This is a genomic window from Paenibacillus gansuensis (genome assembly GCF_042684925.1).
Lineage (GTDB): Bacteria > Bacillota > Bacilli > Paenibacillales > DY6 > Paenibacillus_N > Paenibacillus_N gansuensis.
On sequence record NZ_JBHUME010000002.1, the window covers coordinates 719,251 to 744,293 of the forward strand.

Consider the following 25,043-nt stretch of genomic DNA (forward strand, 5'->3'; position numbering starts at 1 on the left):
CGGCGTCTTGTTCACAGATCGTTGCCATCTAGTGTGATTATAATCACACTAGATAAGGTCTCCTACTTAATATACTTAGGTCATCCTAAAGATATAAAAGTGAGGAGAATGATCATGCTTAGTAACGAAACGATACGAATCATTAAATCCACAGTTCCTGTGTTAGAACAGTACGGCACGGATATAACCACAAGGTTCTACCAATTGCTGTTTACCGGTCACCGGAGCTGCTGAATATTTTTAATCATGCGAATCAGAGCCAAGGAAGGCAGCAGACTGCGCTAGCCAATGCGGTATATGCGGCGGCTAAGTATATTGATCAGTTGGAGTCGATTTTACCGGTAGTGAAACAGATCGGGCACAAACACCGGAGCCTGGGTGTTCGACCGGAGCATTATCCCATTGTCGGACAAAATCTTCTTGCTGCGATCAAGGATGTTCTCGGTGACGCGGCTACGGAGGAAATCTTGGGAGCTTGGGCGGAGGCCTATGGCGTGATAGCCAATGTGTTTATTGGGGTCGAGGCGGAGATGTATCAACAATCCGAGCAACAAAATGGCGGTTGGGCAGGATTTAGAGCATTTCGAGTGGAGAGTAAAGTCAAAGAGAGCGATGTTATTACGTCCTTCTATCTGACGCCCCAGGACGGTGGAGCGATTTCTTCTTTTGAACCGGGGCAGTATGTCAGTGTGAAGATGGAAATACCGGGAGAAGCTTATACGCATATACGTCAATACAGCTTATCCGATGCTGCAGGTAAATCTTATTACAGAATCTCTGTCAAAAGAGAGGATGCAGTTCAGGGCAAGCCTGCCGGTAAAGTCTCGACTTACTTACATGAGAACATTGAGCAAGGGCATGTACTCTGGCTGTCTGCGCCTGCCGGCCACTTTACTTTGGACCAACAGGACACTCGACCGGTTGTCTTCATCAGCGGAGGGGTTGGGTTAACGCCGCTAGTCAGCATGTTCAAAACCTTGACCGCTACGAATCCCGCCCGCCCTGTCACCTTCATTCATGCTGCTCGGAATGGGAACGTTCATGCCCTAAGACAAGAAGTAACGGAGATTGCTGACCGCTCACCGCAAGCGTCAGTCTACTGGTGCTATGGGGAGCCGACAGAAAAGGATAGTAAGAGGAACGAATATCATAAAGAGGGCCATATCGACTTGCCTTGGCTCCAGGCCGTGATTCCGTCAAAAGACGCTAGCTTCTACTTCTGCGGACCAGTGCCGTTTATGAAAACCGTGAACAGCTTTTTGAAGGAGTGGGGTGTTGCTGACGCTGACCTGCATTATGAGTTTTTTGGGTCATCCGGCAATTTGGAAGACCCCGAAGGCGCTCAGCCCCAGGAAACCGCCTCGCAGCGCTAAGAACCGGGTTGCTTCTTTGTACCCGATTGACTGCGCAGCAGACGATTAATCGTCTCACGGCGAAGCCCGATGAATTGGCCGATTTCATCCTGGGTAAGCACATCCGTCATGGTGGCGGGTGCGATATAGGAATGGAACCAGGCTTGAAGCTTTCGCAGCTTCTCGGCAGGCGAAACCTCGGTTAGCTGGTCGATCCGCTGCTGCATCATCCGTAATTTGTCCTGCAGCTGTAAAGCAACAGACCGGCAACGGTCCGGATATCGCTCCAGCTCGCCATACCATACTTCTTGCGGCAGGATATCGATCTCGCAGGTAACAAGAGCAACGGCCGTCCCGTAATACGGATTGGGACTGATTAAAGAATGATGAGGTATAATTTCATCGGGCACTATAATGTTAACCAAGATCTGCGATCCGTCTTCATGGACCCGAACGATTTTTAATAAACCGCTTCTGAGATGATACAGCGGTCCTGATTCTCCCTGCCGAAACAAGGTCTCACCTTTGTGTAATATCATGAGCAGCCTCCAAAATTAGTAAAGGCGAAGGCCGGTACGTTCCAGCCCTTCGCTTTTTTTAATGGCTTATTAGATTATATCAGTCTCAGCATTTAAACTAAAAACTTGCAACGAAAAATAAGTAGTAGACTGACCCCAAAAAACGAAACAGCAGCAGCCATGGACGTGAAAACTAAGTCCTGGACTGCTGCTGTTTTAGTAATGAACTGACCTATCATTTGAAATTCAATCACATCAGCCATTAATATGTAAAATAAACTTGACATTGTGTTTAAATTTGGTAACATCATGTATAGAATACTTTACTTCATGTATGGAATACATTACAGGGGGGAGCATATCATGACCTATCAAGAAAAGAAGAGCATCGTATCGTTGATCAGCACCATACTCATTTTCGGATTTTATTGTTTGTACATGTATCCGCAGTTCCCCGAAGGGAGGCTGGAATCGGCGGAAACCTTTCGCTTTTGGGGTTCCTTCGTCCTCGTACTGATGTTGATTTCAATCGTCGCGCATATCGTGATCAGCATTATTTTTAACATCATCTTTCGAATAACGACCAAAGAAAAGGAACCGAAATTTGCAGATGAGCTGGATAAACTCATTGAATTGAAAGCGAACCGAATTTCTTTTTTCGTGTTTATCATCGGCTTTCTTCTTGCCATGGGATCGCTGGTCATCGATCGGCCGTCGCAGGCGATGTTCATGATCCTGATCGCCTCCGGATTTCTCTCCGATTTGACCGGCTCCGTTACGAAACTTTATCACTATCGGAAAGGAGTCTAATATGGGCAAAAATCTTGTCAGCAATCACATAAGAAAATTACGATTCAACCATGATGAAATGACACAGCAGCAGTTGGCTGACAAGGTGGGTGTAACCAGACAAACGATTGTGGCCCTGGAAAAGGGTAATTACTCCCCTTCTCTAGAGCTGGCTTTTCGCATTGCTCACGCCTTCAACCTACCACTGGAAGAGGTATTCTTTTACGGGGAACACACACAGGAGTAAGAACCAGGAAAATCGTAACTTTTACTAAATATGAATGTAAGGGGATAACAAAATGAGTTCATCCAAAACATCCGCAAACATAGTGGGAGTACTGTTTATACTTGCAGCGGTTACGTCGATGATAGCAGCTTTTATTTTCTACAAACCTATCCTGAATGATCCCGATTACCTGATTCAAGGTTCTAAACATGCCAACCAGGTGATACTGGGAGCGCTTATGGAGTTACTGCTTGTTGTTTCAGCGGTGGGTACTGCAACTACCATGTTTCCGTTACTAAGAAAGTACAATGAAACGATAGCGCTTTGGCATCTTTGCTTCCGGTTTCTTGAAGCAATTATCATTACTGTCGGCATCATCAGCGTACTGTCCCTGGTGACGTTAAGCCGGGAATTTGTAGCAGCAGGAGCCGCGGATCCCGCCTCATTTCAAGTTTCAGGCACTGTATTAAAAGCAATCCATGACTGGACATTTATGCTTGGTCCCCTATTCATGCTTGGCATCAACACGATGATGTACAGTTATATATTTTTTAAATCAAAACTCGTGCCCAGGTTTATATCCATTTTAGGTATGACGGGGGCAGCTCTCGTTTTTATATACGCCTTGTTAGTCATGTTCGGTGTAATTCAACAAGTTTCTGCTTTGGGTGCTATTTTGGCGCTGCCAGTAGCAGCCAATGAAATGATTCTTGCGGTATGGCTCATCTCTAAAGGATTCAATGACTCTGCACTAGCTTCCATGTCTGCAAATAAGAAAGCGTCGGAGATATCAGTACGTGCCTAAATAAGCTGGATGATCCTTAACAATCTGCCCGTTCGTTGAATAAAGGCTGCTGATCAATGGGGTCAGCAGCCTTTACTGTGTTCAGGGTAAATCAATAAGCATAAATCGAGTGTCCTTCAATGCCTTAAATTGAAGAGACGACACATCGGTTATTCTTGCGCTGTCTCTTGTCTCGAGATGATGAAGGTCATTCATCACTAATGCTCCTTCAATGACGAACAGGAACGTACGGCGATTATTTAATGAGTCATAGCTTATTGATCGGTCCGCTTCGAGGTCCGATAAGTAGATAGTTATATCCTGACGGATGGAGCAAACTTTCGAGTCCGTTGAGGCTTTTGCTACGACGGGCAGAAGAGCATTCTTCATCTGTTCGGGATCATATTGAGTGACTTGGTAGGAAGGCTCTAGATTTTGTTGTTCGGGATCAAACCACAATTGCAGGAAATTAACCACGTTGTCGCCTTGATTCATTTCAGAATGAACAATTCCTGTTCCCGCCGTCATTCGCTGTACTCCACCAAATGTAGAAATAGCCGAATGCCCTGTACTGTCGGTATGCTGCAGATGCCCATCCAAAACGATGGAGACAATCTCCATATTTTTGTGAGGATGCATGCCAAACCCTTTACCGGGTTCCACAAAATCGTCATTCAACACCCTTAATGGTCCGAAACTAGGTGTCTCCGGATCATGGTAATGGGCAAAAGAAAAGCTCATGTAACTATTCAACCAACCGAGGTTGCCGTGATACCGAGATGATGCTGGAAATATTTTAATCATCAAAAGTCCTCCTGTACTAACGTATTTTTAGACAATGACATGTAAGGTTAGCGGCGGCATGGATCCACCCTTCATTCGGTTGAAATAGAGACCGCTCGCATTGACAAAATTACCAAGTGAATCCAGACGAGGGTAAAAAAAAAACACGGTTCAGCCCCGGATTGACCGAACCATGCTACGTTTACGTTGTGTTTGTAAGGTGCGTTAACGTAATCTGTCAATTATTTGATTAGGCATTATCAGCTATATTAAAAACAGTAAAGGGATAAATTTAAGGAGGCCTGTATCATTCATCGTTGGAAGTTAGTGCACTGCAACCTGACATTCTAGGTATAGTTCACTCTTCAGGCAAGTCCAGGTAAACGGTACACGATTTAATATAGCCATTCTCCAAAAGCAAGAAATCTTGGCCAGTGACGGCTGAAGGTTGCATACTTGGACCAAGATTCCAAGCCATCCTCACCTGATTATGGTGCTCATTCATTGAACCGGGAACTGCCGTAAAGATCTTGCCGGGGAATTTCCCTTGTACATCCTCAATTAACCTGACCAAGCCTTCATGGCCTGTAAAAGGTTCCGGAAAAAAGGGATCGAATACAACGCAATCTTTGGCATAAACCTCATCGATCATCCTTTTTCTTTTAGACGGATCGGTCTCACTCCAAATGTTCATATGCTTTATCACAAGCTCTGTTACGTTTGTCATACTGCATCCTCCTATTTCTTGCTACAAACCCTATTATGGTAAGAAACCTGTTCAAAAGGAAGAACGCACTTTTTTGTGATATAGTCACCTGAAAGTTACAATTAGGTTTTTGTACGGGACGCACAGATATAAATAGCGGATTTCTTTTTTTACTGCGTTTAGCTTGCACTTCAATTAGTCATTACACTTGGGAATGCCCTTACTAAATAGTATTTATCTTTTTCTCAATATCATCTGTATTGAAACGTATCCCGTCAATTCAAATTTTTTTGTCAGATAAGTCTAATTTAAAAATAAGTGAATCCCTATCAGGGTAATCATATTGTATTGGCAAATCCTCTTTAGCAATCTCCTTAAATCCAACCTTTTTGTAAAAGTTGTGTGATCTAGTGGCCTTGGATGGAGTATCTAATATCACTTTAGAAAACCCATGCTTTTGCGCAAAATCAAGCAAAGCTTCGTAAAGTCCTCTTCCTATCCCAAGCTCTTTACCACGGTAATCTTTGTAAACAAAAAATTTCTTTAGTACGGCAACTTCGTTAGTTTTCTTTTGCAAACCGATAGAGCCTACAACCTCACCGTTATCGTTTAACGCTACCCAAAAGTTACCCCCATCCTTAATATAATTTGATTGAATATCTAGTATATCTGGTTGTTCTTTGACACTAATCCCTACACCATATTCAACATTCTGTACATGCAATATTAGTTTAATGACTTCTTCTTTATATCTATCAGTATAAACCGTGATCATTTTAAACTCCTTCATGTGTATTTATAAAAGAATATGTCCGTCCTGGTTTCGAGCAATAACAAATAACGAACGCGGAACACTTTCATCTGCAATACCAAAGTTTTTGCGCTCTCCTGCCAGTTAGTTCAATGAACTTACAAGAGGGGCTGTCCTTGCGGCAACCCCAAAATATCGTTCCCAGTTAACTCCACAGCGGAGTATATCAGGGTGAAAAATGTTTCCAATTCCCTTCGGAAACAACTTCGACTGCTCCGTCGGTTACTTTGATGGCGGTCTGATCATCAATCGCATACGTCGGCCCTTGCATCCCAGCGGCCCACCTCTCTGCAGCAGCCATGGTGTTTCCAGGCAGCATCTCGTGGTCCAGATGCGGAAAAATTGCAAAATCAACCAGACTCAGCGTTTCATCACCACCGGTGGGTGGAGTCCAGCCAACGAAGAATTCCCCAATGTTAGGTGCCATCACCATACTCCCGGCGCTCATTCCCACATAAACTGCCTGCAGCGACGGCAAGGGGTCTGCCAGTCCGGACTGCCGCATCCAGTGGCACAGGTAGAGGGCGTCCCCGCCCGCCACCAGCAGGACGTCCGTCTCCCGGACCAGCGGCACCCAGCGGTCTTTGTTAATGCTTGGCAGCGCTGTGAGCTCCAGCACGCCGACGGACTTCCAGCCCAGGTCGACCATGGGATTCTTGACCATGGGATTCTCGGAATTCCCGCTGATGAACTGCCAGGCTTTGACGCCGGGGCCGACCCAGGGGTGTCCGTACATCGCGGTGGGGATGCACAGGGCGTTCGACTCGGCGATCGGCTTGCCCAGCATGTCAACTAGCGCGTCGTGTATGCTTTTGTTATTAATGCCTGCAGATGTGAGCAATAATTTCATAACTTCACTCCTTCCTTGTCGTTGTGTGCGTTAGTTGTTCGATAAAATGATTGAATAATCCTGCCCGTTACTTCAATGAATACAGGGAGCAGCTGCCGCGGCAATCTGCTCCCTGGTTATTTTCACAATCATTTCCCAATGGCTAATGATAACGTTTGTTTTCACTCACTCCAATATTGCCGCCGCTTCAAATTAAATATTCAAATTTGGATTTGGCTGAGCAGGCTGTTTAATCGCTTTAACGAAAATCCCTACGCAGAGGGCTCCGATGAATGACAATCCGCCCGCCAAGACAAAAGCGCTAGTAAAGCTTCCCGTAAGTTGAATGATGAAGCCCGTTACCGCAGGAGCCACGATACCGGCGGTGTTCGCCAGGGAGTGAACAAAACCGCTGACTCCGCCTACCCTATGTTTCGGAACGATATCCTGAATGATAGCCCAATAGCAGGAATTGGTCAGGTATAACAGCAATATAGCAAACGACATCAGAATCACCGCGCCCGCCGCCGAATTTACGACTGCGGTCAGGATTACGCACAACGCCGTTCCGATCAAGCCGGAAACGATGACCACTTTACGGGAGAACATCAGCCTGCCTGTCTTTTTATAGATATAGTTGGAAAGGAATCCGCCGAGAACCTGGCCGATAGCCCCCATAATCCAGGGAATCATCGTTGCGATGCTCATGCTCTTCAGGCTTAAATTTTTGGCATCCGTCAAATAAGACGGAAACCAGGTTAAGAAGAAGAATAAAATGTAACTGTATGACCAGAACGCTACCGCCGTGAAGAGAATGGCCGGCTGTTTCATGAAGAAGGTAAGCTTCGTTCCCTCGGAAATGCCTTCGGACAAAGCAATCTGGCCCTGCTCAATTTCTTCGAGTTCCTTTGCGGATACGGCCGGGTGATCTTTCGGGAAATCCTTCGATTTTTTTATCCAAAGCACGGTCCATACGATCCCGACCAGCATCAATATGAGGAAAGAGATTCTCCAGCCCCACTGCAGGGCGATAAATCCGACAACAGGTCCTGCCAGTGCGCTTCCGAGCGGAATTCCCGCATAGGCGATGCCTACCGCCCCGGCGCGTTCTTTCGTCGGAAACCAGTTGTATACCATCTTGTTTTGGGTCGACGCGATCGGTCCTTCGCCGAAACCGAACAGAATCCGGACAATAAACAAGGAAATGAAATTATAGGTACCGGCCGTTAACCCGACGAAAAAAGACCATACCATCATCGCGGTGCTCATAATTTTCTTAGGTCCGTATACATCGGACGAATAACCGCCGATAAAATTGAAAATCGTGTATCCGATGGAAAAACTGCTGAAGATCAATCCCATCTGGGCTGCGTTAATTTCCAAGTCTTCCTTAATAAACGGAGCTGCAATGGATAAGGCAGAACGGTCCAAATAGTTAATAATACTGGCAATAAAGAGAAATGCGAGTATAGAATACCTCTGCTTTTTCAACAACAATTCCCCCTCATTATTCTGAATGCGCATACATCTTCCTGAAAAGCGAGAGACTACACTCCCCCGCCATTGTTATCTTGCCATCCATCCTCCGTCTACAGTAATAATCTCGCCTGTCATGTAGTTGGAAGCCTGCGATGCCAGAAACACAACCGTTCCTTTGAAATCGTCCGGCGTTCCCCAGCGTCCCGCCGGAATTCGGGACAATATCGCATCGGCCCGGTTCGGATCGCTTCTCAGCGCTTCCGTATTGTCTGTGGCAATATATCCGGGCGCGATCGCGTTTACTTGGACGCCGGCGGCTGCCCATTCGTTCGAGAGCGCTTTGGTCAACTGGCCGATCGCTCCTTTGCTGGCCGCATATCCAGGAACGTTAACCCCACCTTGGTAGGTAAGCAGCGAAGCTGTAAATATAATTTTTCCCGCTCCTCTTGCCACCATTTCCTTGCCGATCTCACGGCTAAGAACGAATTGCGAGTTAAGGTTTACGTTCATTACCGTATCCCAATAGTCATCCGTATGCTCAACGGCCGGCTTGCGTAAAATCGTGCCCGCGTTGTTCACCAGAATATCAATGACCGGGAAATCCCTCCTCAGACTTCCGATCAAATCATAAACCGCTTTCCGGTCCCCAAAATCGCAGGCGTACCCCGTAAATTTACGGCCTAACTTTTTCACTTCCTGTTCCACTTCGCTGCCTGACGGCTCTAAACTCGCACTCACGGCGACGATATCGGCGCCTGCCTCGGCCAATGCTATGGCCATCGCCTTGCCGATGCCCCGCTTCGCCCCGGTAACGAGCGCCGTCTTGCCTTCCAGTTTAAACATATCCAGGACACTCATGAATTCCACCTCATTCTTATTCTGATTTAATGATATAACCGATATCCGACGATCAGGAGCAGCTTAACAATATCTTCATAGCCTTTCCTCCGTTTTCCATCTGCTGAAAGCCCTTCTCGGCTTCGGCCAGCGGATACGTTCCTGTTATGATCCGATCCAATGCCAGCTTACCGGATGCCGCCAGGTCAATGGCCGACTGGAAGTCCTCCCGTTCATACACTCGCGCCCCGCAAAGCTTCAGCTCGCGCCAGAAGAAACGGTGCAGGTCTACCTTCACAGGCTCGCTGAAAATGGCCACGACTACGATCCGGCCTCTTGTCCGCGGCAATTGCGTCATTAACTCCGCTCCGACGGCGGACGAAGTCACTTCAAACACAATGTCGGCGCCTGCCCCATCCGTCGCTTGCTGTACGCGGTCGACGATGCTGTCCTCCTTCGGATTAATCGTCTCCAGTCCAAGCTCTGCCAGCAGTTCCAATCTATATGGATTGATTTCGGAAACGAGCACCTTGGCTCCAGCCTCTCTCGCAACTAACGCAATCAGCGTCCCGATGGGTCCGCCTCCCAGCACGACGGCATAATCCCCCTGCTTCACCTCGCCCAGCCGCACATCGTGGCAGGCCACGGCCAAAGGTTCGACTAAAGCGCCGTGCTGCAGCGACAGCCCTTTCGGGAGATGAAGCACTGTAAACGCGGGCACTGTCCAATAGCTTTGGAAGGCTCCCGGCGTCTCAATGCCGAGGAACTTCAGATTCTGGCAAATGTGGCTGTGACCCGCGTTACACGCCGGACATTCGCCGCAAGGGTGTAACGGCATGACCGTTACCGGATCCCCGACTGTAAAGCCCGTCACCCCTTCACCCACTGCATGTACCACACCCGACATTTCGTGCCCCATAATCTGCGGGAACGTTACCCGCTTATCCATATGGCCCAAATAAATATGAAGATCCGTACCGCAAAGGCCCGCGTAAGCTACCTGAATCTGAATCTCTCCCGCTTTCGGGGGAACGGGCGCGTTCTCTTGTACAGTGATCGATTTATTTCCGTTATAAAATGCTGCTTTCATAGTAAATCCCTCCAGTAGGATAGATTAGAACGACGCTTTAAAAGAGGCCAGCAGATCCCAACGGAACTGCACGCCGGAGCCCGGTTCGTCCGGAGCAACGGCTCTCCCGTTCTCGATAACCAGCGGACGCGCGGTGTAGCGGTCGATCGGGAAGCTGTGCACTTCAAGATAGCTCGCGTGCGGCATAGCGGACATCAGACTGACATGGAGTTCCTGCATCCCGTGCGTACATACGGGCAAATTATGCGCATAAGCCAGTTGGGCGACCTTCAGCCAGCCTGTAATGCCCCCTATGTTAGATGCGTCCGGCTGAGGGAAATCGATGTTGCCGCGGGAAATCATGTTCTGGAACTCATAGATCGTGTGCAAATTTTCGCCCGCGGCAATCGCAAGCCCGCCTTCTTTGGAAATCCGGCTGTACCCGTGATAATCTTCGGGAATAGTCGGCTCTTCTAGCCATAGAATATCAAATTGTCTCAGCTGTTTAGCCGCTTTAACGGCCGTTTCTATAGACCATTTCATGTTCGCGTCCACCATAAAAACAACGTCCGGACCAATCAGCTCGCGGACCGCCGCCACCCGTTCGATATCTTCTTCCAGCCGTTCCTGGCCAAGCTTGATCTTGACTGCGCTGAATCCGTTTTCAATATATCCTTTAATATTTGTAAGCAGTTTCTCCATAGGAAAGTTCAAATCGATGGCGCCCGCATAAGCTTTCGTGCTGCTGTTCGCGCCCCCAAGCAGTTTCCATAGAGGTTCACCCGCTTTTTTCGCCCGAAGGTCCCATAGGGCTATGTCAATCGCCGATATGGCAAAGGATGCGATTCCGCCGCGGCCGACGTAATGAATCTTCCAGTTCATCTCTTCCCATAGATGCTCCACCCGGCTGGCATCTTTACCGATCAGGAACGGCTTCAAATCATGTTCAATCATATTGCAGACAGCTCTGCCGCCAACCCCACCGGTATATGTGTATCCCACACCTTCGCAACCGTTTTCAAGAATAATTTTAACTACCGGCAATTCAAAATGGGTGTGGATTCCGTGTTTGGCATCCCCCATTAGCTCGGGAAGCGGAATACGGTAATATTCTGTAATGACGTCGACAATTGCGGTGGACATAGCGAGTCTCTCCTTCGAAAAAAAGTGTTGTACAGTTTTAACCAATTTTCAACTTTATGGAACAATGTCTCTTTAAATCTCTATTTTTATTATAATTCGGAACGTCGTTCCATAAATATCGTATAATAATGCCGTTCGAGAGTCAAGATGCAATTAAGAAACAAAAAAAGCCAACCTTATCCACGGTTGACTTTACTAATCTTCTTAAATTAATCCCTAAAACAGCGATGAACGCATCGAGGGCACATAGCCCAGCCTTTTGGAAATGTGTAGGCTTTTTTGCTTGACGATCTCCGAAATATAGTCCTTTTCCTCCATAATCCGGTTTGTCGGTCCAGCGACGCTGACGGAAGCGACAACCCGTCCGGTGTAATCGAATATCGCCGCCCCGACGGAGCTTAACCCTTCATCGTGCTCTTCGTAGTTTATAGCCACGCCTGTTTTGCGGATATGACTCAACTCTTCGAGCAGTCTCTGCCTGTCGGTAATCGTCGTTTTTGTGTAGGAGGGTAATCCTTTCAGATCGATTATCTTCTCTACATCTTCCAAAGAATAATAGGCCAGCATGGCTTTGCCTAGTCCGGTACAATGCATAGGATTCCGCGTGCCTAAATTCGCGTTCGTTATGACGGAAGAAGTCCCTTCCGCCTTATATATGTAGACGACCTCTCCTTCGTTGCTTACAGCCAGAAAGGAGGTTTGTTTCGTTAAAGCGACAAGATCCCTCAAATGCGGAATGCTTACTTCGACCAAGTCCGCATTTATCAAACCTGCCATGCCGATTTCAATCGCCTTGAGTCCGATCGAATACTTCTCCGTATTAGAATCCTGTTCCACATAACCGGCTTGCTGCAGAACCTCTAAGATACGATGCGTCGTACTCTTGGGAAGCTGTAAGGAATCTGCAACTTCGCTTACTCCCAGTTTCCCGCCTGCTTTCGCCAGATAATCCAGGAGAAGAAGCGCCCTCTCTAAGGTGGAGCTGGATTTTAAAGGTTCGTCTTTCGGCATCATTCAACCTCATTTATACATAGGGTAGCAGGATCGTTTCCATGTCTAAAGATGCCTGCATCCCTTTTTGTATCATATATTTCCATAAAGTTCAAGCAGCGGATATACGGATTCCGGCATATCCGCAGATGTTATACTGACTCCAGCAGGACCTCCGGTTTGGGCACCGTATATGCTGTGCTCAGTTACCGCCAGTTCCCTCCAAGTACCCGTCCGGCTTGAAGTAATTCAAAGCAGTTGATTTACTTCGGTTACAAGCTGCTGCAACAGATCCATCGATTGCTCCAAAGTATTTGGGTCATCTGAGATGAACCGGAATACGGCGTTAACCCGTTCCTCGTAACGTGGAGGGACGAGCCGGAAGGAAGCTGCGATGGCTGAGGCCCCTTTTTCATTCATCCAATAACACTCATTCAGCGCAAAAAGAACCTGATTCAAACACGAGACGGACCGGAAGCAGCACCCGGCTACATAGGATAAATCGCCTTTAGCGATGCCTTTTCTCCCCGTCTCCAGGGCGAACCCGGCTTCCCAGAGGAACTTGTTGATCAGCGCTTCCTTCAAAGCAGCCGGGTACGGGTGCAGTCGTGATTTCAGCTTTTCAACCTGTTTCCCCGGGTCCCAGAGTACCTTGCACAATGCCATCTCCGCCACATAAACTGCATTCAGAAAACCGTGCGGATGTCCCGGCTGGTAATCGATCGTAACCGTACCTGACAGACACTGGTCCATCGTCTCTTCGACCCGCTTCAAATCCCGGTAAAGTATATCCACTGGAGCGGAATCCACCGTCAGCCAGCCGCCCCCGTTAATCCAAGGCCCCCAGCCGCCAATATCCGTTACTGCCTCCTCTCTATGTTCGTCATCCAGCGCTGAAGCCGCCTTTTTCAACCCGGCCATATCCAGGCCTTTGCTGCCGTCATAGTAGAGACCGATATCAATATCTGATTTGGCGTGGTGCGTACCTTTAGCCCGGGATCCGCCCAGAACGACAGCTTCCACCCCATTCACATCGCGTAACCGTTCCACGACTTTATCGATTACAGATTGTATGTTCATATAAGCTCCTCCAGAGTTTCAAGTAAATATCCATGTAAAGTGGTTGCTGCAAAGGAAATCTCCAATGATTGTGGAATAAAACATTTATCTAGTTACAAAAGGAGTGCTCAGCATGCCGACGAACAACTCAAACGCAGGTCCCCTATCGGAACTCCCTGCTAATCTAAGTAAACCCGCAACCCGTGCCTTAACGCAAGCCGGCTACATCAAATTGGAGCAGTTTACACGGCTGACCGAAAAGGATGTGCTCAAACTGCATGGAGTCGGACCTAAAACACTGGAACCTTTAAGACGTGCGCTTGCGGAAAAAGGGCTGTCTTTTGCCGCTGAAGGTACAAGAGGGACTTAGGATGAGTAAAGGAAAAACAGTCTCCGCTGCAGACTATCTGGAAAGCCTGGTGCATCCGTTAAAAAATGAGATCGAAGAAGTCCGCAGCATCATTCTTGCCTCCGGCCTCCCCTTATCGGAACATATCAAATGGAACTCGCTCAGCTACTGCGCAAACCAGGATGACCGGGTGACGTTTAACCTGCACGGAAAAGGATATTTCCAGATCGTCTTACACTGCGGAGCCAAGAAAAAGAACCCTCCCGCGACAGAGCCCATCATCAGCGACCCGGCCGGTTTATTGAATTGGGCCGCCCCGGACCGCGCAACGATGAAATTCACGGACATGCAGGACATTCACGCCAAAAAGGAGCAGCTCCAACAGATTCTGCGCAAGTGGATCGAGGCTGCGGGCTAACCTGTGAAACAACAAAAAAACGGCAGTCCAAGACAAAGGTCTTGGCTGCCGTTTCGTTTTTACAAAATCCGCTGTCCCAGCAGGGACGCGATCAATTCCACGGTTAAGCGGGCGGTTTTGTTGCCGGCATCAAGCGACGGATTGACTTCAACGAATTCTGCGGAGGTAATTTTGCGGGATTCGTACATTAACTCCAAGGCAAAATGTGCTTCACGGTAGCTTACGCCGCCGGGAATTTTGGTTCCTGTGCCCGGCGCTTCCAACGGGTCAAGGCTGTCAATGTCAAAACTTAAATGCACACCGTCCGTACCGCGGGTCACGATGGACATCGCTTCATCCATCACGTTTGACATGCCCTTGCGGTCGATGTCATGCATCGTAAAGCATTTGATGCCGCTGGAACGGATATATTCTTTTTCCCCTGCATCCAGTTGTCTAGTTCCGATCAGCACGATGTTCTCCGGCTTCAGGTTCGGTCCCGCGCCTTTGATCTGCGTCAGCAGGTCCGGTCCTCTTCCCAACCCTACGCCAAGGGACATGCCGTGAATGTTTCCGGACGGGCTGCTGTCTTCCGTATTTAAATCCGCATGAGCATCAAACCAGATCACACCAAGGTTCTTGTAATGCTGTGCAAGCCCGGCATACGTGCCGATCGCGATGCTGTGGTCGCCGCCGAGGACGAGCGGAAAGGAGTTTCTGGCTACGATTTCGGATACTTTAGCGGCTAAATTCGTATTCAGTTCAATGATTTCATGAAAATATTTCAGTCTCGGATGCGTGCTGTTATAATGCTGCGGCACGGTTAACGGGCCCTCATCCTGTACCGGGATCTGAAGCTCGCTCAACTGGCGCATTAACCCTGCGTTGAAGATTGCCTGCGGCCCCATCTCGGAACCATGGCGGCCCGCCCCGTAACCAAAAGGTACACTCAACAAGGAAACTGTCTCTGTCATCATCATTGCCATTTCCATCCTCTCCTGTTCCTGCTCTCTATATTTGGTGTTACACGGACTTCCTTAATACGGACGGAAGGATCTTCATCTCCTCCCGGTATTTCGCAACGGTTCTGCGCGACAGCCGGATGCCTTCCCGGTCCAGAAGGTCGCACAGCATTTGGTCGGATAAGGGCTTCCCCTTATTTTCCTTGTCGATGAGCTTGCGGATCCGGGCTTTCACCGTCACATTCGACGCTGCACTGCCTTCCGCGGTCTGAATTCCTGTCGAGAAAAAGAATTTCAAAGGATGCACACCCCAAGGGGTTTCCACATATTTATGTTGAGCGGCCCGGCTGACGGTGGATTCGTGGAATCCGAGCTGCTCGGCAATTTGCTTAAGATTGAGCGGCTTCAGTCCCGCAGGTCCATCCGTTAAAAACCCTTCCTGGTGAGAGAAAACTGCCTCGATCACCCGGTACAGCGTCTGTTCCCGGTGCTCCAGATTGTGCAGAAGCATCGAGGCCGACCTGCTCATATCCCTAATATATGCAGCTGTCGGCTGACAGCTCATCCTTTCGGGCAGTTTGTTATAGGTTTCGCTGATTTTTATTTGCGGGACAAGCCCGCGGAGCAGCCTCACGGTAAAGCGGCGTGTGCCTCCGGAAGAGACGCTGCCGCCGGCTTCCCCCGCCGGGTCCAGCTCCACCCGTGCATCGGGGATCACATACTCGCTGCGCACTTGCCCGAGCGCCGCGCCCGGCCGCGGGTCCAGCCCGCGGATGTACCCCGCCGCCGCCCTCACGGCCTCGGGCGTCACGCCCATCGCTGCCGCAATGCGCTCATAGCGCCCTTGCGCCAGCTCGGGCAAGTGCCGGTCGGCCAGCGTCCATGCGGCCGCCGGCGCTCCCGGATCGCGCGCGATCTGCAGGAGCAGACACTCCCGCAGATCGCGCGCCCCCACCCCGGCCGGCTCCATCTCCTGGAGCCGGCGCAGCGCCGCTTCCGTGACCGTCAGCGGGCAGCCAAGCTGCGCGCTGAGCGCGTCCAGCGGTTCCGCGAGGTAGCCGGATTCGTTCAGGCTGCCGGCGAGAAACGCCGCCGCGCCATACAGCGAATCCGGGATCCCCGCGATGCGCAGCTGGCTCAGCAAGCTTTCCTCGAGCGTCTCCCCGCGGCCGCTGACGCTGCTCAGGGGATCGCTCGAGGCGCCGCCTCCGCGGGCGGCTGCCCGGGGCTCCCGCCCCGGCTTTCCGCCGCTCGGCCGGAAACTCCCCGCTCCCGCTTCACCCGCCTGTTGCCGCACCTCCCGGACGTTCTGCCCCGCCCTGCTCCGGTGCCTCTCCGTCAGCGATCCGCTGCCGGCCGCCGGAACCTCTCCAATCTCCAGCAGCGGATTGGATTCCGCCTGCTCATATAAATAACTCGACAGCTCCTGGTGAGACAGCTGCAGCATATAAATCGACTGATGCATCTCCGGCGTAAGCGCCAGCCTCATGCCTTGTTCAAGGTGCAGAGCTACTCCCGTTACCATAGTTAAGCCCCCTTGTCTCTTGCCGATGATGTATTTTTATGCAGGGTTACTTGTAATTATGTAACCGCTTTCATTCCCTATATTTCACATTATATCTTCTCGGAAATGAAAACGCTAGAGGGAGGTCCGCCCAAACTTACTGGCAATCTATGACATTCGCCTTTAAGCACCATCAGCACCCAAATCGGAAGGAGACTTGTATTTCTTCATCTCCCTTTTATGCTTTAAATTCTCTCGGAACCCTGCGCGCCACACCAGTGCGGATCGCAGCTGCAATCACTTCCTGCCGCACGGTCCGGACAATCTCCTGGTTAAATACGCTAGGAATAATATAGTGTTTATTCAGCTCGTCATCCTTGATAATGGAGGCGATCGCTTCGGCTGCAGCCAGCTTCATTTCCTCATTGATGTCCGATGCCCTGCAGTCCAGAGCGCCGCGGAACATGCCCGGGAAGCACAGGACATTGTTAATCTGGTTCGGATAATCGGATCGTCCGGTAGCTACCACTGCCGCGATATCCTCGATCAGATCAGGTTCAATTTCCGGCGTCGGGTTGGCCATGGCGAACACGATCGGATCTTTGGCCATCGTCAGAATATCCTCCCGTTTCAGCAGCCCGCCTTTGGACAAGCCGATAAATACGTCCGCCCCGCGCACCGCATCGCGAAGCCCGCCCTTTTCCCGGTCCGGATTCGTGTTTGCTGCGTACCACTGCTTCATCGGATTTGCATATTCTTCGTCCGCGTTCAGAATCCCCTCGATATCTACACCCACAATCTTGCCTACGCCCGCTGCCATCAAAATTTTACTGCAAGCAATACCGGCCGCACCGATACCGCACACGACCACTTTCAAATCTTTTACTTGCTTTCCGACCAGCTTGACCGCATTGAGCAGCCCCGCATACAACACAACGGCCGTCCCGTGCTGGTCGTCATGGAATACCGGGATATCCAGCTCCTGACGCAGGCGCGATTCGATTTCAAAACATCTCGGAGACGAAATATCCTCTAAATTGATACCGCCAAATGCTGGCGCAATGTGCTTAATCGTCCGGATAATTTCTTCGGTATCCTGCGTATCCAGACAGATCGGGAACGAATCCACATCAGCAAACTGCTTGAACAGCATCGCTTTTCCTTCCATGACAGGCATCGCCGGTTCCGGACCGATGTTTCCAAGGCCGAGTACCGCACTGCCGTCGGAGATGACAGCCACCGTATTCCGCTTAATGGTAAGCGCGTGCGACTTTTGCGGATCGTCTTTGATCGCAAGGCAGACACGGGCTACATCGGGGGTGTATACGCGGGACAGGTCGTCACGGTTCTGAATCGGCGTTTTGGGTACGATCGAAATTTTGCCCCCAAGGTGCAGCAGGAACGTACGGTCCGACACATGAACGAGCTTCACGTCTTTCATATTGGCAATCGCGTCCGTAATCCGGGATATATCCGATGAATCCGAAACATTCACCGTTAAATCCCTGACGGAAACCGTCTTGGACCCGCTGATGATGTCAATCGCCACGATATCGCCGCCGCGCTCCGAGATCAGGGATGCTACCTGGCCGAATTTGATCGATTCCGAATTAAACTCCAGCCGCAGAATTACGCTCTTTCCGCTGTAATTATTTTGAGATTGAATTAGTGTTGAAGGGTTCATCCCGTTGGCCTCCCGTATTGAAATGATAGTCTTTCTACTCCTGAATGAAGCAAGTTTTATGCCAAAAAAAAGAGCCGGCCCGCGCGGGCCAACCCTGGTTCTGCTCTATTCAAAAGTCACTTTCGATCCGTTCGGCACGATCTGCACCCAAGTCTGGCCCGGAATCAAACTCAACTCTTGGCCGTCCTTGTAAGCCCGAATCGCTCCGCCTTTATTTTCCCATGTTATTTCTTGCGCGACACCCTTTTGAACAAGATAGCCTTTGCCCGGACCGTAAATATCCACATTCCGGCGGCCTGCTTTATCCAGTACCTGATGCTTTGTATAACAGATCAGAACATTCGAAGCCGTCAGCTGCTTGCCTGTGATCCGGTCTTCATGGGGCTTGCCTTCCATTACTCGCTTGTACAATCCGGCTGCAGCATCGTATTCGTATCCGACATCATAGCCTGCAATGTAGGGGATCGCTATCTTCACCGCTGGTGTACCAGCCGGCGCCGGAGCATCCTTGGCGGCAAACTGCAAATCAACCGGCATCCATTCCTGGCGCTTTTTGCGGTCCTCGACCGCATCGCGGATTTTGGCCACGCTGGAGTAGAGGTTATGCGGCATTTTGCGGGATTTATCCCTCCAATAATAAGCCCCGTCTCCATACACCTCGTCAAAATGGTCCAGCCTATGCCCGGTCAAAATATTCATCGCGTCCTGGCTCCACCCGGCGTGCACCATAACTGCATCCAGTTCCTCACCCAGCTGCACAAAATAGGGCCGAATGCTCCGTACAGGCCCTACCGTTTCGGCCGCTTGGCTTTGAAAAACGGCCAAAAACCGCGTGATTTCACCTTCCGCCAACACCTCGTACACGATATCCGCCTGATCCAGTCCGCTCTGAGGGCGTGCCTTCGGCGAGTTCTCAACCATAAACATCAGCGGCCGTTCCGTTACAGGCTGTTCCGTTCCTAGACCTGTAAGGGGAAACGTATGGGGAGCCGGCGTTTCCGGCACGGGGGTCTCCGCGGTATTCGACGGTTTCTCGGGGGCCGTATTGCCAGGGGGCTGCTCCTGCACTGTTTCCTGCTTCCCTGGATTGCTGCAAGCTGCCGTGCTGAAAGCCATCGCAGCGGCCAGGGTTAGCAGGCCGGCTGTGCGGTATCTTTTGATCAAAGTCATCGATTGGCACCATCCTGTTGTCGTTATCGTTCCTCCCTACTTCTCGTTCCGGTGCCTGTTTTCCTGCCCGCCTCCCATTGCATTGTTTAGTAACTAAACATTCGAAATGAAATGGGAGGAAATCATAATGAACAAAATTATAGCCATCACAGGAGCCTCATCCGGGTTGGACAAGACCCTACTGGTCTCGAAGGCATGCTGAACACCCGTAAGCTGCATTTGAATTTGTAAACACCGTGATCATGCGGCAGACGCGGACGCCTTAGAAAGCACCGAACTGCCGCTATTTTACATAGGATCCACAGAAATCTTCCCCCACTTGGCGCTGAAATTCTTCTCCGTAATTCTCCTTTTGTAAACCGCTAACCTATCTTGGCTTTCGCAAAAATACGGCGTCGGCTTCACCCGCATATCCAATACATCCTTTATGCCATGAGGGGCCGTCAGAATCAATCGGTCCTGGTCATCCAGCTTAACCCCCAGCGAGGTGACCGTCTCAGGGAATTTGGAGATCGCATCCGTTGAAGAGACATAAGGCGGAATGCCGTTGATTTTATGCATTCTTGCCTGATTTTTCACGGACCAGGGTATGCCGGGCAGCATGAGATGGAGCTTTTGCTCGTACTCTTTTTCCACCGCTTCATCTGTATTGGATTTATCAAAATAAACCACATCCACATCCGCCAGCGGGGTTCGTTCGTCGAACCCATGCAGGACATCCCACACTTTCGTGCGCACAAACCCGGCACATACCCACCAATCCGGGAGCTCTAGCCGTTTGGCAGCCCTGATAATATCCATCATCCATTCATCTTCGGAAATCAGCTGCAGAATATCATGCTTACTATGTATGATCACAATGCACCCCCGCAATATTGGATATTGGCAGTTTCCTCATTCTCATCACATTTGGTATACTGGCAAGGTGAAACGTCTGGCGCCGTCCTATAGGCGAAACAGTTCATTTCATTCCGGTGAAATATCAAAACTGAGTATAACTAGAAACTTATACATTCTGATATTTGAGCAAAAAAATCAAGAACGGGAGTCCAATCATGAAAGATGAACATATGCTTGCGGTACTGAAGGCTCTCTCTAATGAAACCCGTCTCCATATCCTGTGCTGGCTTCGGGAGCCGGATCAGATAAGCAAGGAGCTGCCGAGCATAATTCAAGAGGAGTTTCCTGGCGGTGTCTGTGTAGGAAGTATACAGGAGAAATATGGCTTGTCGCAATCCGTCATTTCCTCCTACCTATCCTCCATGCAAAAAGCCGGACTTCTTGAGTCCCGCCGTTACGGCCAATGGACCTATTATAGGAGAAATGAAGAAGCCATCGGGGCTTTTTTAGAGAAGTTTGCCGCTGGTATTCAGGCTAAGGACCAATAGCAGGCAGCGAATTTGGTTCCGTTACTATAGAGACTGATCTCCCCTACCCTTAAGTTCCGCCCTCATAGGGACAGGCGGCTCTCCGTGCCTTCCGGCAAGGGGAGCCGCCTTTTTCGTTCTGTTTGTTCAACACTCTGCGCCTGTCAGCTCATTCGTGAACATCCGCTTATATTCTTTCGGCATGACCCGCTCTGCCGAAGCGGGAGCGTAATGAAACTGCAGCGCCCTGCGCCGTTCGCTCGAAAAATTAAAGGGGGTCCCATGATACAGCATGCCGTGAAAGAATAATACCCCGCCGGAATGAAGCGGCACTGCAACATCCCGTTCTACCGGCACCTGCGTATCGCACAGCTGCCAATCCCGGATCGCATAATGGGGCGTCGCCCCTTCCTGCTGCGATCTTGGGATAACATGCATGCACCCGTTATTGACGCCTGCATCATCCAATGCGATCCAGACTCCGATTGCCGCCTTGGTGTAGGTCAAATTTCCGTAGGCCATATCTTGGTGCCACGGCTTCTCTCCTCCCCCATGGGGAGGTTTTAATAGCGCCATATCTTGAATCAGTTTAGGCTCTTCGCCAAAAATCCGCCTGATGACGGAAAGAATATCCGGGTGGTAAGCAATCTGTTTGAGCCTTTCTTCCACTTCAACAAACTCGTAAACTTTGCGTAAAGATAACTCCCGCTCCTCCAGCGTATGCAATTCCGTTTCCGGCCTCGTAAATTGAAGCTTCGCCCCTTTCCGATCCACGAAAGCAAGATCCATGATACCCTCAAGGGCAGTTTGCACCATTTCCTGTTCAAAAAAAGAATTGACGGCCAGAAACCCTTCTTTCCGGTATATCTGGATCTGATCTTCTGTAACCTCTTGGATTCCATTTAGACTAACATGCACACGATCATATCGATACAATCGTGAATTTATTTCTTCCGGTGTCCATTCTACCTTCGTCATCCTCTATCATCCCTTTCCTTTTTGTACTTTCAGAGTACTATGTAAGGGGAGAATAAGGAATGTCTAGAGCGTTATCATTTTTGTACTCAAATGCTATACATGCTATGATATCGCTAAGTCATCCGATAACAGAAAGAGAGGGAATTAGGTGGATAGGAAACCCGCACTGCCGAACAGATGGGACGGCCTTTATTGCCTTGTCGGCTCTTCCTTCGGGAAATACGTTTGTGAACCAGGCTGGTCCTGGCAGCCGACGCCTTTTCATGATTTTGACCTATGGTACGTCTTATCCGGACAAGGTTCTATGAACGTCAATGGAACCAATTATCCCGTGCAAGCCGGAAGCTTCTTTATATTCCAACCGGGCGACCGTGTTATTGGGGAGCAGAACCTTGCGCATCCGCTTACTGTTCTGTACTGCCACTTTGAGATTAGCAGCAAAAAAGACAAAGCAGCGGTAGAAGAAATTCTATCCTCCACCCGCCATATTTCGTTCGTGGATACCAGCTCGATTGAGCCGTTATTGCACCAGTTAATAGAGCTTGCAAATTTGCAGCAAAACGATGAAACCGCTGTTGAAACAGACCTGCTGCTGAAACTGATCATTACGCGTTGGAATGCGGAATTTGCCATGAGTACCCATACACTTCAAGCCCGCTACCATAAAAAAATTATGATGCAGGCTCAGGATTACATCCGTTTGCACTTGTCAGAAACTATTGAATATCAGCAATTGGCGGCATCCGTCGGCTATTCCCCCCGCTACATCAGCAAGCTAATGAAGGACAATACGGGGCTTTCTCTGAAAGAGACGATTACGAAGCTGCGCTTGGAGCGCGGGCTGCAGCTGCTCACGGAAACAGCCATGTCGGTTACGGAGATTTCCATAGCTCTTGGCTATAAAGATATCTATACGTTCAGCAAACTGTTTAAGCGGCATTATGGCTTCCCGCCGACGTTTCCCCGTAAAGTTCATCTCATCCTGTAAATATTCTTAATATAGTCAGAAGGGGATTCCCCCATCACTTTTTTGAATACACGGCTGAAATAATAGGGACTTTTAAATTCAAGGTGGTAGCTGATCTCCGTAATATTCATGGATGTTGTCTTTAGCAGCTCAGCCGCCTTTTGAACCCGCTGCCGTTCATGGAATTTGAAGATGCTTGTACCCAGTTTCGCTTTAAATAAGGTGCTGAGATAGTTATAATTCAACTGAAAATCTTCCCTTATCTGTTCCGTATCCAGCATCTGTCCACTATGGTCTTCCAAATAGGAGATCAGCTTCTGCACTAGAACATCCGCTTTGCCGAAAGATTCTTTCTGCTGCGATGCATTGTAAAGCTCCAGAAACACGGACATTGTCTCCATAGAGAGATACAGATGCCGAAACGGCCGGGCAGAGGTATACAGCTCATATACTTCCCTGATTCTTTTGGCTATGTAAGGATATTTTTGAATATTGAAGTATTTAGGAAGGGGCAGCGAAAACTCGTATGTACCCGGGGTAAACATATTAAACGTTGGAACCATATGCAAATGTTGAAAGGCAGGGTGCTCTGTGTCCTGTGTATCGGGAAGGGCAGGAACCGAATCATAGAAATGAATCCATATCGTTGACGTACCAGGGAGAGTTCCCTCTTCGCCCCAATGATGTATGCCTTTTTTAAGAAAAAGAATATCCCCGTCGCGCAAAAAAAACTCCGTTCCGTCCTCGATCACCTGCATCTGTCCCTCGATACAATAAATAAAGACATGGTAGTCGGTCACACGGTCAGGATGGATCCAACCGGTTCGGGTTAATGTTGTTCCCATGTCCCGAATAAGCGGATAACGGCTGCCAAGTAACGAAACTTCGTTCATGCTAAGGCCTCCTTACAAATGAAAAAGCAACATGGGGAGAATTCATCCCCATGCTGTATTTCCATTCAAGATTTATTTCTTTTGCTCCTTAATCAGCTTCTCCAACTCCGGCGCCAGTTCATCTGCTGCTTTCTCCGCATCTTCCTGCTGGAGTCCGATCAAGTCGAATTTCTTCATGGTTGCATTCATCATCTCTGACCAGTTGGTTGTAAAAGGAACCTCTTTGGAGAAATCAATGGATTGAAACCAGACTTCCTTCTCTTCCGGAGTCAGAGTGGAGAACATGGTGCTTTTCCTAGCCTCCACCACCGATTTTTTCACTGGAATTCCAAGCGCATTTCGATCGACCAGGATATTTCCCGCTTCCTCCCCAATAAAGAACTGAATCGCTTTCCATGCCTCATCCACATGTTTCGAGCCCTTAAACACTACGTAGGAGTCGATATAATTGGGCGTAATCGCTTTCTTGGAAGCGTCAGGCCTCGCAATGGGAGCTACGCCCCACTTAAAGTTTTTGATTGTACTGAAAGACGGCATCATCCAAGGTCCTTCCACAAGCATACCTAATCTGCCCGTCATAAACAAATCGTTCGGAGGTAGGGTTTTCGTTTCGGCAGGCGTAGGCGAGTACCCGTCCTTGATCATTCCCTGCAGGAAGGCCAAGGCTTCCTTAGTCTCCGGTGTGTTTACGATTTGCTGCGTCCGGTCTTCATTAATGATGCCTCCGCCGTTGGACCATAAGTACTGCATGGAGCGCTCGGGAAACAGATTAATATAAGTGCCGTAGGTTTTGCCTCCGCCTTTTCCGGATGTGATCTTGGCTGCCGCATCGCGGAACTGCTCCCATGTCCACGCCTTATTCCAGTCGGAAGGCGGATAGGCAACGCCGGCTTTGTCGAACAGGTCTTTGTTGTAGTACATGCCTAGTGTATAAATGCCCACCGGCACACCGTACATCTGATCATTTTTCATATATTGTTGAAACGCTACATCGTAATATTCATCCAGCTGCAAGGTCTCGTTAGCCCGTTCATACAAGTTCTCCAATTGTCCTTTGGAAGAGAACATAGGCACATAGGCAACCCCCATCCTGCCTATATCCGGAGGACTTCCGGCGGCCAGCTCAGCCGTCATTTTCTTGGTGTAATCATCCCATGTGCCTGGTACTTGTTGAATTTCCACCTGTATTTTCGGATCTTTCTTGTTGAAAGCATCCACCATCGCCTGCCACGCTTTCAATTCATCGGGACCTGCAGTAATGAGCGACATGCGCAATTTTACCACATCTTTGGAAGAACCCCCATTCCCGGATTCATTTCCCCCTGTAGAACACCCTGCAAAAACCATAATGATCAGTAAACTTGACAAGAGTAACGCTGCGATTCTCTTTTTCACCT

26 protein-coding genes and 1 pseudogene are annotated in these 25,043 nt (G+C 49.4%); 8 read left to right on the forward strand and 19 right to left on the reverse strand.

What is annotated here, in order from left to right:
- Positions 1-114 precede the first annotated feature (114 nt).
- Positions 115-1,373, forward strand: a pseudogene (hmpA, locus tag ACFSUF_RS03285) (NO-inducible flavohemoprotein).
- On the opposite strand, the gene ACFSUF_RS03290 reads toward hmpA, so the two are convergent.
- Positions 1,370-1,891 (reverse strand): Crp/Fnr family transcriptional regulator, encoded by a 522-nt coding sequence (locus ACFSUF_RS03290; protein WP_377600060.1) that lies wholly within the window; start codon positions 1,889-1,891, stop codon positions 1,370-1,372. The pseudogene hmpA and the gene ACFSUF_RS03290 overlap by 4 nt on opposite strands.
- Positions 1,892-2,233: 342 nt before the next feature.
- Here ACFSUF_RS03290 and ACFSUF_RS03295 point away from each other — a divergent pair, with 342 nt between their 5' ends.
- The 3 genes from ACFSUF_RS03295 to ACFSUF_RS03305 are packed head-to-tail and all read left to right on the forward strand — an operon-like array spanning position 2,234 to position 3,690.
- Positions 2,234-2,680: a hypothetical protein gene (locus ACFSUF_RS03295; protein WP_377600062.1), complete on the forward strand. Its 447-nt coding sequence runs from the start codon at positions 2,234-2,236 to the stop codon at positions 2,678-2,680.
- Position 2,681: 1 nt separating this feature from the next.
- Positions 2,682-2,906 carry a helix-turn-helix transcriptional regulator gene (locus ACFSUF_RS03300; protein WP_377600064.1) on the forward strand — a complete coding sequence of 75 codons (225 nt, stop codon included), beginning with the start codon at positions 2,682-2,684 and terminating at the stop codon, positions 2,904-2,906.
- A 52-nt stretch (positions 2,907-2,958) separates the two neighbouring features.
- A complete protein-coding gene (locus tag ACFSUF_RS03305; RefSeq protein WP_377600066.1) occupies positions 2,959-3,690 on the forward strand; it encodes a DUF4386 domain-containing protein in 732 nt (243 codons plus the stop codon).
- 81 nt (positions 3,691-3,771) lie between these two features.
- On the opposite strand, the gene ACFSUF_RS03310 is transcribed toward ACFSUF_RS03305, so the two are convergent.
- From ACFSUF_RS03310 to ACFSUF_RS03355, 10 genes are all read right to left on the reverse strand, one after another.
- On the reverse strand, positions 3,772-4,473 hold the full coding sequence (locus tag ACFSUF_RS03310) for a pirin family protein (protein ID WP_377600067.1): 702 nt from the start codon (positions 4,471-4,473) through the stop codon (positions 3,772-3,774).
- A gap of 337 nt (positions 4,474-4,810) precedes the next feature.
- A complete protein-coding gene (locus ACFSUF_RS03315; protein WP_377600069.1) occupies positions 4,811-5,179 on the reverse strand; it encodes a nuclear transport factor 2 family protein in 369 nt (122 codons plus the stop codon).
- A 259-nt stretch (positions 5,180-5,438) separates the two neighbouring features.
- A complete protein-coding gene (locus ACFSUF_RS03320; protein ID WP_377600071.1) occupies positions 5,439-5,933 on the reverse strand; it encodes a GNAT family N-acetyltransferase in 495 nt (164 codons plus the stop codon).
- 202 nt (positions 5,934-6,135) lie between these two features.
- A complete protein-coding gene (locus tag ACFSUF_RS03325; RefSeq protein WP_377600073.1) occupies positions 6,136-6,819 on the reverse strand; it encodes a Type 1 glutamine amidotransferase-like domain-containing protein in 684 nt (227 codons plus the stop codon).
- A gap of 192 nt (positions 6,820-7,011) precedes the next feature.
- Entirely contained in the window at positions 7,012-8,292 is a 1,281-nt protein-coding gene (locus tag ACFSUF_RS03330; protein ID WP_377600075.1) for an MFS transporter, read from the reverse strand.
- Between the two features lie 72 nt (positions 8,293-8,364).
- Positions 8,365-9,135 (reverse strand): SDR family oxidoreductase, encoded by a 771-nt coding sequence (locus ACFSUF_RS03335; protein WP_377600077.1) that lies wholly within the window; start codon positions 9,133-9,135, stop codon positions 8,365-8,367.
- 52 nt (positions 9,136-9,187) lie between these two features.
- Positions 9,188-10,204 carry a zinc-dependent alcohol dehydrogenase gene (locus ACFSUF_RS03340; protein WP_377600079.1) on the reverse strand — a complete coding sequence of 339 codons (1,017 nt, stop codon included), beginning with the start codon at positions 10,202-10,204 and terminating at the stop codon, positions 9,188-9,190.
- 24 nt (positions 10,205-10,228) lie between these two features.
- Positions 10,229-11,326 (reverse strand): mandelate racemase/muconate lactonizing enzyme family protein, encoded by a 1,098-nt coding sequence (locus ACFSUF_RS03345; protein WP_377600080.1) that lies wholly within the window; start codon positions 11,324-11,326, stop codon positions 10,229-10,231.
- A 216-nt stretch (positions 11,327-11,542) separates the two neighbouring features.
- Positions 11,543-12,340 carry an IclR family transcriptional regulator gene (locus ACFSUF_RS03350; RefSeq protein WP_377600082.1) on the reverse strand — a complete coding sequence of 266 codons (798 nt, stop codon included), beginning with the start codon at positions 12,338-12,340 and terminating at the stop codon, positions 11,543-11,545.
- Between the two features lie 225 nt (positions 12,341-12,565).
- Positions 12,566-13,396, reverse strand: a complete 831-nt coding sequence (locus ACFSUF_RS03355; RefSeq protein ID WP_377600085.1) for a nucleotidyltransferase domain-containing protein — start codon at positions 13,394-13,396, stop codon at positions 12,566-12,568.
- A gap of 112 nt (positions 13,397-13,508) precedes the next feature.
- On the opposite strand from ACFSUF_RS03355, the gene ACFSUF_RS03360 reads away from it, so the two are divergent.
- Entirely contained in the window at positions 13,509-13,745 is a 237-nt protein-coding gene (locus ACFSUF_RS03360) for a DNA-binding protein (protein ID WP_377600087.1), read from the forward strand.
- Position 13,746: 1 nt separating this feature from the next.
- Entirely contained in the window at positions 13,747-14,142 is a 396-nt protein-coding gene (locus ACFSUF_RS03365) for a DUF1801 domain-containing protein (RefSeq protein WP_377600088.1), read from the forward strand.
- A 59-nt stretch (positions 14,143-14,201) separates the two neighbouring features.
- On the opposite strand, the gene rocF is transcribed toward ACFSUF_RS03365, so the two are convergent.
- From rocF to ACFSUF_RS03390, 5 genes are all read right to left on the reverse strand, one after another.
- Positions 14,202-15,101: an arginase gene (gene rocF, locus ACFSUF_RS03370; RefSeq protein ID WP_377600248.1), complete on the reverse strand. Its 900-nt coding sequence runs from the start codon at positions 15,099-15,101 to the stop codon at positions 14,202-14,204.
- A 43-nt stretch (positions 15,102-15,144) separates the two neighbouring features.
- A complete protein-coding gene (rpoN, locus tag ACFSUF_RS03375; RefSeq protein WP_377600090.1) occupies positions 15,145-16,608 on the reverse strand; it encodes an RNA polymerase factor sigma-54 in 1,464 nt (487 codons plus the stop codon).
- A 217-nt stretch (positions 16,609-16,825) separates the two neighbouring features.
- The gene (locus ACFSUF_RS03380; protein WP_377600092.1) at positions 16,826-18,271 is read right to left on the reverse strand and encodes an NAD-dependent malic enzyme; all 1,446 of its coding nucleotides are present in this window, start codon (positions 18,269-18,271) and stop codon (positions 16,826-16,828) included.
- 105 nt (positions 18,272-18,376) lie between these two features.
- Entirely contained in the window at positions 18,377-19,441 is a 1,065-nt protein-coding gene (locus tag ACFSUF_RS03385; protein ID WP_377600094.1) for a DUF3048 domain-containing protein, read from the reverse strand.
- 288 nt (positions 19,442-19,729) lie between these two features.
- Positions 19,730-20,299, reverse strand: coding sequence for a nucleotidyltransferase family protein (locus ACFSUF_RS03390; RefSeq protein WP_377600096.1), 570 nt, complete (start codon positions 20,297-20,299; stop codon positions 19,730-19,732).
- 197 nt (positions 20,300-20,496) lie between these two features.
- Here ACFSUF_RS03390 and ACFSUF_RS03395 point away from each other — a divergent pair, with 197 nt between their 5' ends.
- On the forward strand, positions 20,497-20,829 hold the full coding sequence (locus ACFSUF_RS03395) for an ArsR/SmtB family transcription factor (protein ID WP_377600098.1): 333 nt from the start codon (positions 20,497-20,499) through the stop codon (positions 20,827-20,829).
- A 126-nt stretch (positions 20,830-20,955) separates the two neighbouring features.
- Here ACFSUF_RS03395 and ACFSUF_RS03400 read toward each other — a convergent pair whose 3' ends face one another.
- Positions 20,956-21,786, reverse strand: a complete 831-nt coding sequence (locus ACFSUF_RS03400) for a phytanoyl-CoA dioxygenase family protein (protein ID WP_377600100.1) — start codon at positions 21,784-21,786, stop codon at positions 20,956-20,958.
- Between the two features lie 148 nt (positions 21,787-21,934).
- Between ACFSUF_RS03400 and ACFSUF_RS03405 the strand changes: the two genes are divergently transcribed.
- Positions 21,935-22,774 (forward strand): helix-turn-helix domain-containing protein, encoded by an 840-nt coding sequence (locus tag ACFSUF_RS03405; protein ID WP_377600101.1) that lies wholly within the window; start codon positions 21,935-21,937, stop codon positions 22,772-22,774.
- Here the strand turns inward: ACFSUF_RS03405 and ACFSUF_RS03410 are convergent.
- Together ACFSUF_RS03410 and ACFSUF_RS03415 are read right to left on the reverse strand one after the other, a co-directional pair.
- Complete coding sequence (locus tag ACFSUF_RS03410; protein ID WP_377600102.1) at positions 22,759-23,646, reverse strand: helix-turn-helix domain-containing protein; 888 nt, start codon at positions 23,644-23,646, stop codon at positions 22,759-22,761. The two genes, ACFSUF_RS03405 and ACFSUF_RS03410, sit on opposite strands and share 16 nt — an antisense overlap.
- Before the next feature lie 72 nt (positions 23,647-23,718).
- Positions 23,719-25,041 (reverse strand): ABC transporter substrate-binding protein, encoded by a 1,323-nt coding sequence (locus ACFSUF_RS03415; protein WP_377600103.1) that lies wholly within the window; start codon positions 25,039-25,041, stop codon positions 23,719-23,721.
- Positions 25,042-25,043: the final 2 nt, after the last annotated feature.

Coding starts and splice junctions, on each gene's coding strand:
- ACFSUF_RS03290 (WP_377600060.1), bottom strand. CDS start 1,891: ATGATATTACACAAAGGTGAGACCTTGTTTCGGCAGGGAGAATCAGGA.
- ACFSUF_RS03295 (WP_377600062.1), top strand. CDS start 2,234: ATGACCTATCAAGAAAAGAAGAGCATCGTATCGTTGATCAGCACCATA.
- ACFSUF_RS03300 (WP_377600064.1), top strand. CDS start 2,682: ATGGGCAAAAATCTTGTCAGCAATCACATAAGAAAATTACGATTCAAC.
- ACFSUF_RS03305 (WP_377600066.1), top strand. CDS start 2,959: ATGAGTTCATCCAAAACATCCGCAAACATAGTGGGAGTACTGTTTATA.
- ACFSUF_RS03310 (WP_377600067.1), bottom strand. CDS start 4,473: ATGATTAAAATATTTCCAGCATCATCTCGGTATCACGGCAACCTCGGT.
- ACFSUF_RS03315 (WP_377600069.1), bottom strand. CDS start 5,179: ATGACAAACGTAACAGAGCTTGTGATAAAGCATATGAACATTTGGAGT.
- ACFSUF_RS03320 (WP_377600071.1), bottom strand. CDS start 5,933: ATGATCACGGTTTATACTGATAGATATAAAGAAGAAGTCATTAAACTA.
- ACFSUF_RS03325 (WP_377600073.1), bottom strand. CDS start 6,819: ATGAAATTATTGCTCACATCTGCAGGCATTAATAACAAAAGCATACAC.
- ACFSUF_RS03335 (WP_377600077.1), bottom strand. CDS start 9,135: ATGAGTGTCCTGGATATGTTTAAACTGGAAGGCAAGACGGCGCTCGTT.
- ACFSUF_RS03340 (WP_377600079.1), bottom strand. CDS start 10,204: ATGAAAGCAGCATTTTATAACGGAAATAAATCGATCACTGTACAAGAG.
- ACFSUF_RS03345 (WP_377600080.1), bottom strand. CDS start 11,326: ATGTCCACCGCAATTGTCGACGTCATTACAGAATATTACCGTATTCCG.
- ACFSUF_RS03350 (WP_377600082.1), bottom strand. CDS start 12,340: ATGATGCCGAAAGACGAACCTTTAAAATCCAGCTCCACCTTAGAGAGG.
- ACFSUF_RS03355 (WP_377600085.1), bottom strand. CDS start 13,396: ATGAACATACAATCTGTAATCGATAAAGTCGTGGAACGGTTACGCGAT.
- ACFSUF_RS03360 (WP_377600087.1), top strand. CDS start 13,509: ATGCCGACGAACAACTCAAACGCAGGTCCCCTATCGGAACTCCCTGCT.
- ACFSUF_RS03365 (WP_377600088.1), top strand. CDS start 13,747: ATGAGTAAAGGAAAAACAGTCTCCGCTGCAGACTATCTGGAAAGCCTG.
- rocF (WP_377600248.1), bottom strand. CDS start 15,101: ATGATGATGACAGAGACAGTTTCCTTGTTGAGTGTACCTTTTGGTTAC.
- rpoN (WP_377600090.1), bottom strand. CDS start 16,608: ATGGTAACGGGAGTAGCTCTGCACCTTGAACAAGGCATGAGGCTGGCG.
- ACFSUF_RS03380 (WP_377600092.1), bottom strand. CDS start 18,271: ATGAACCCTTCAACACTAATTCAATCTCAAAATAATTACAGCGGAAAG.
- ACFSUF_RS03385 (WP_377600094.1), bottom strand. CDS start 19,441: ATGACTTTGATCAAAAGATACCGCACAGCCGGCCTGCTAACCCTGGCC.
- ACFSUF_RS03395 (WP_377600098.1), top strand. CDS start 20,497: ATGAAAGATGAACATATGCTTGCGGTACTGAAGGCTCTCTCTAATGAA.
- ACFSUF_RS03400 (WP_377600100.1), bottom strand. CDS start 21,786: ATGACGAAGGTAGAATGGACACCGGAAGAAATAAATTCACGATTGTAT.
- ACFSUF_RS03410 (WP_377600102.1), bottom strand. CDS start 23,646: ATGAACGAAGTTTCGTTACTTGGCAGCCGTTATCCGCTTATTCGGGAC.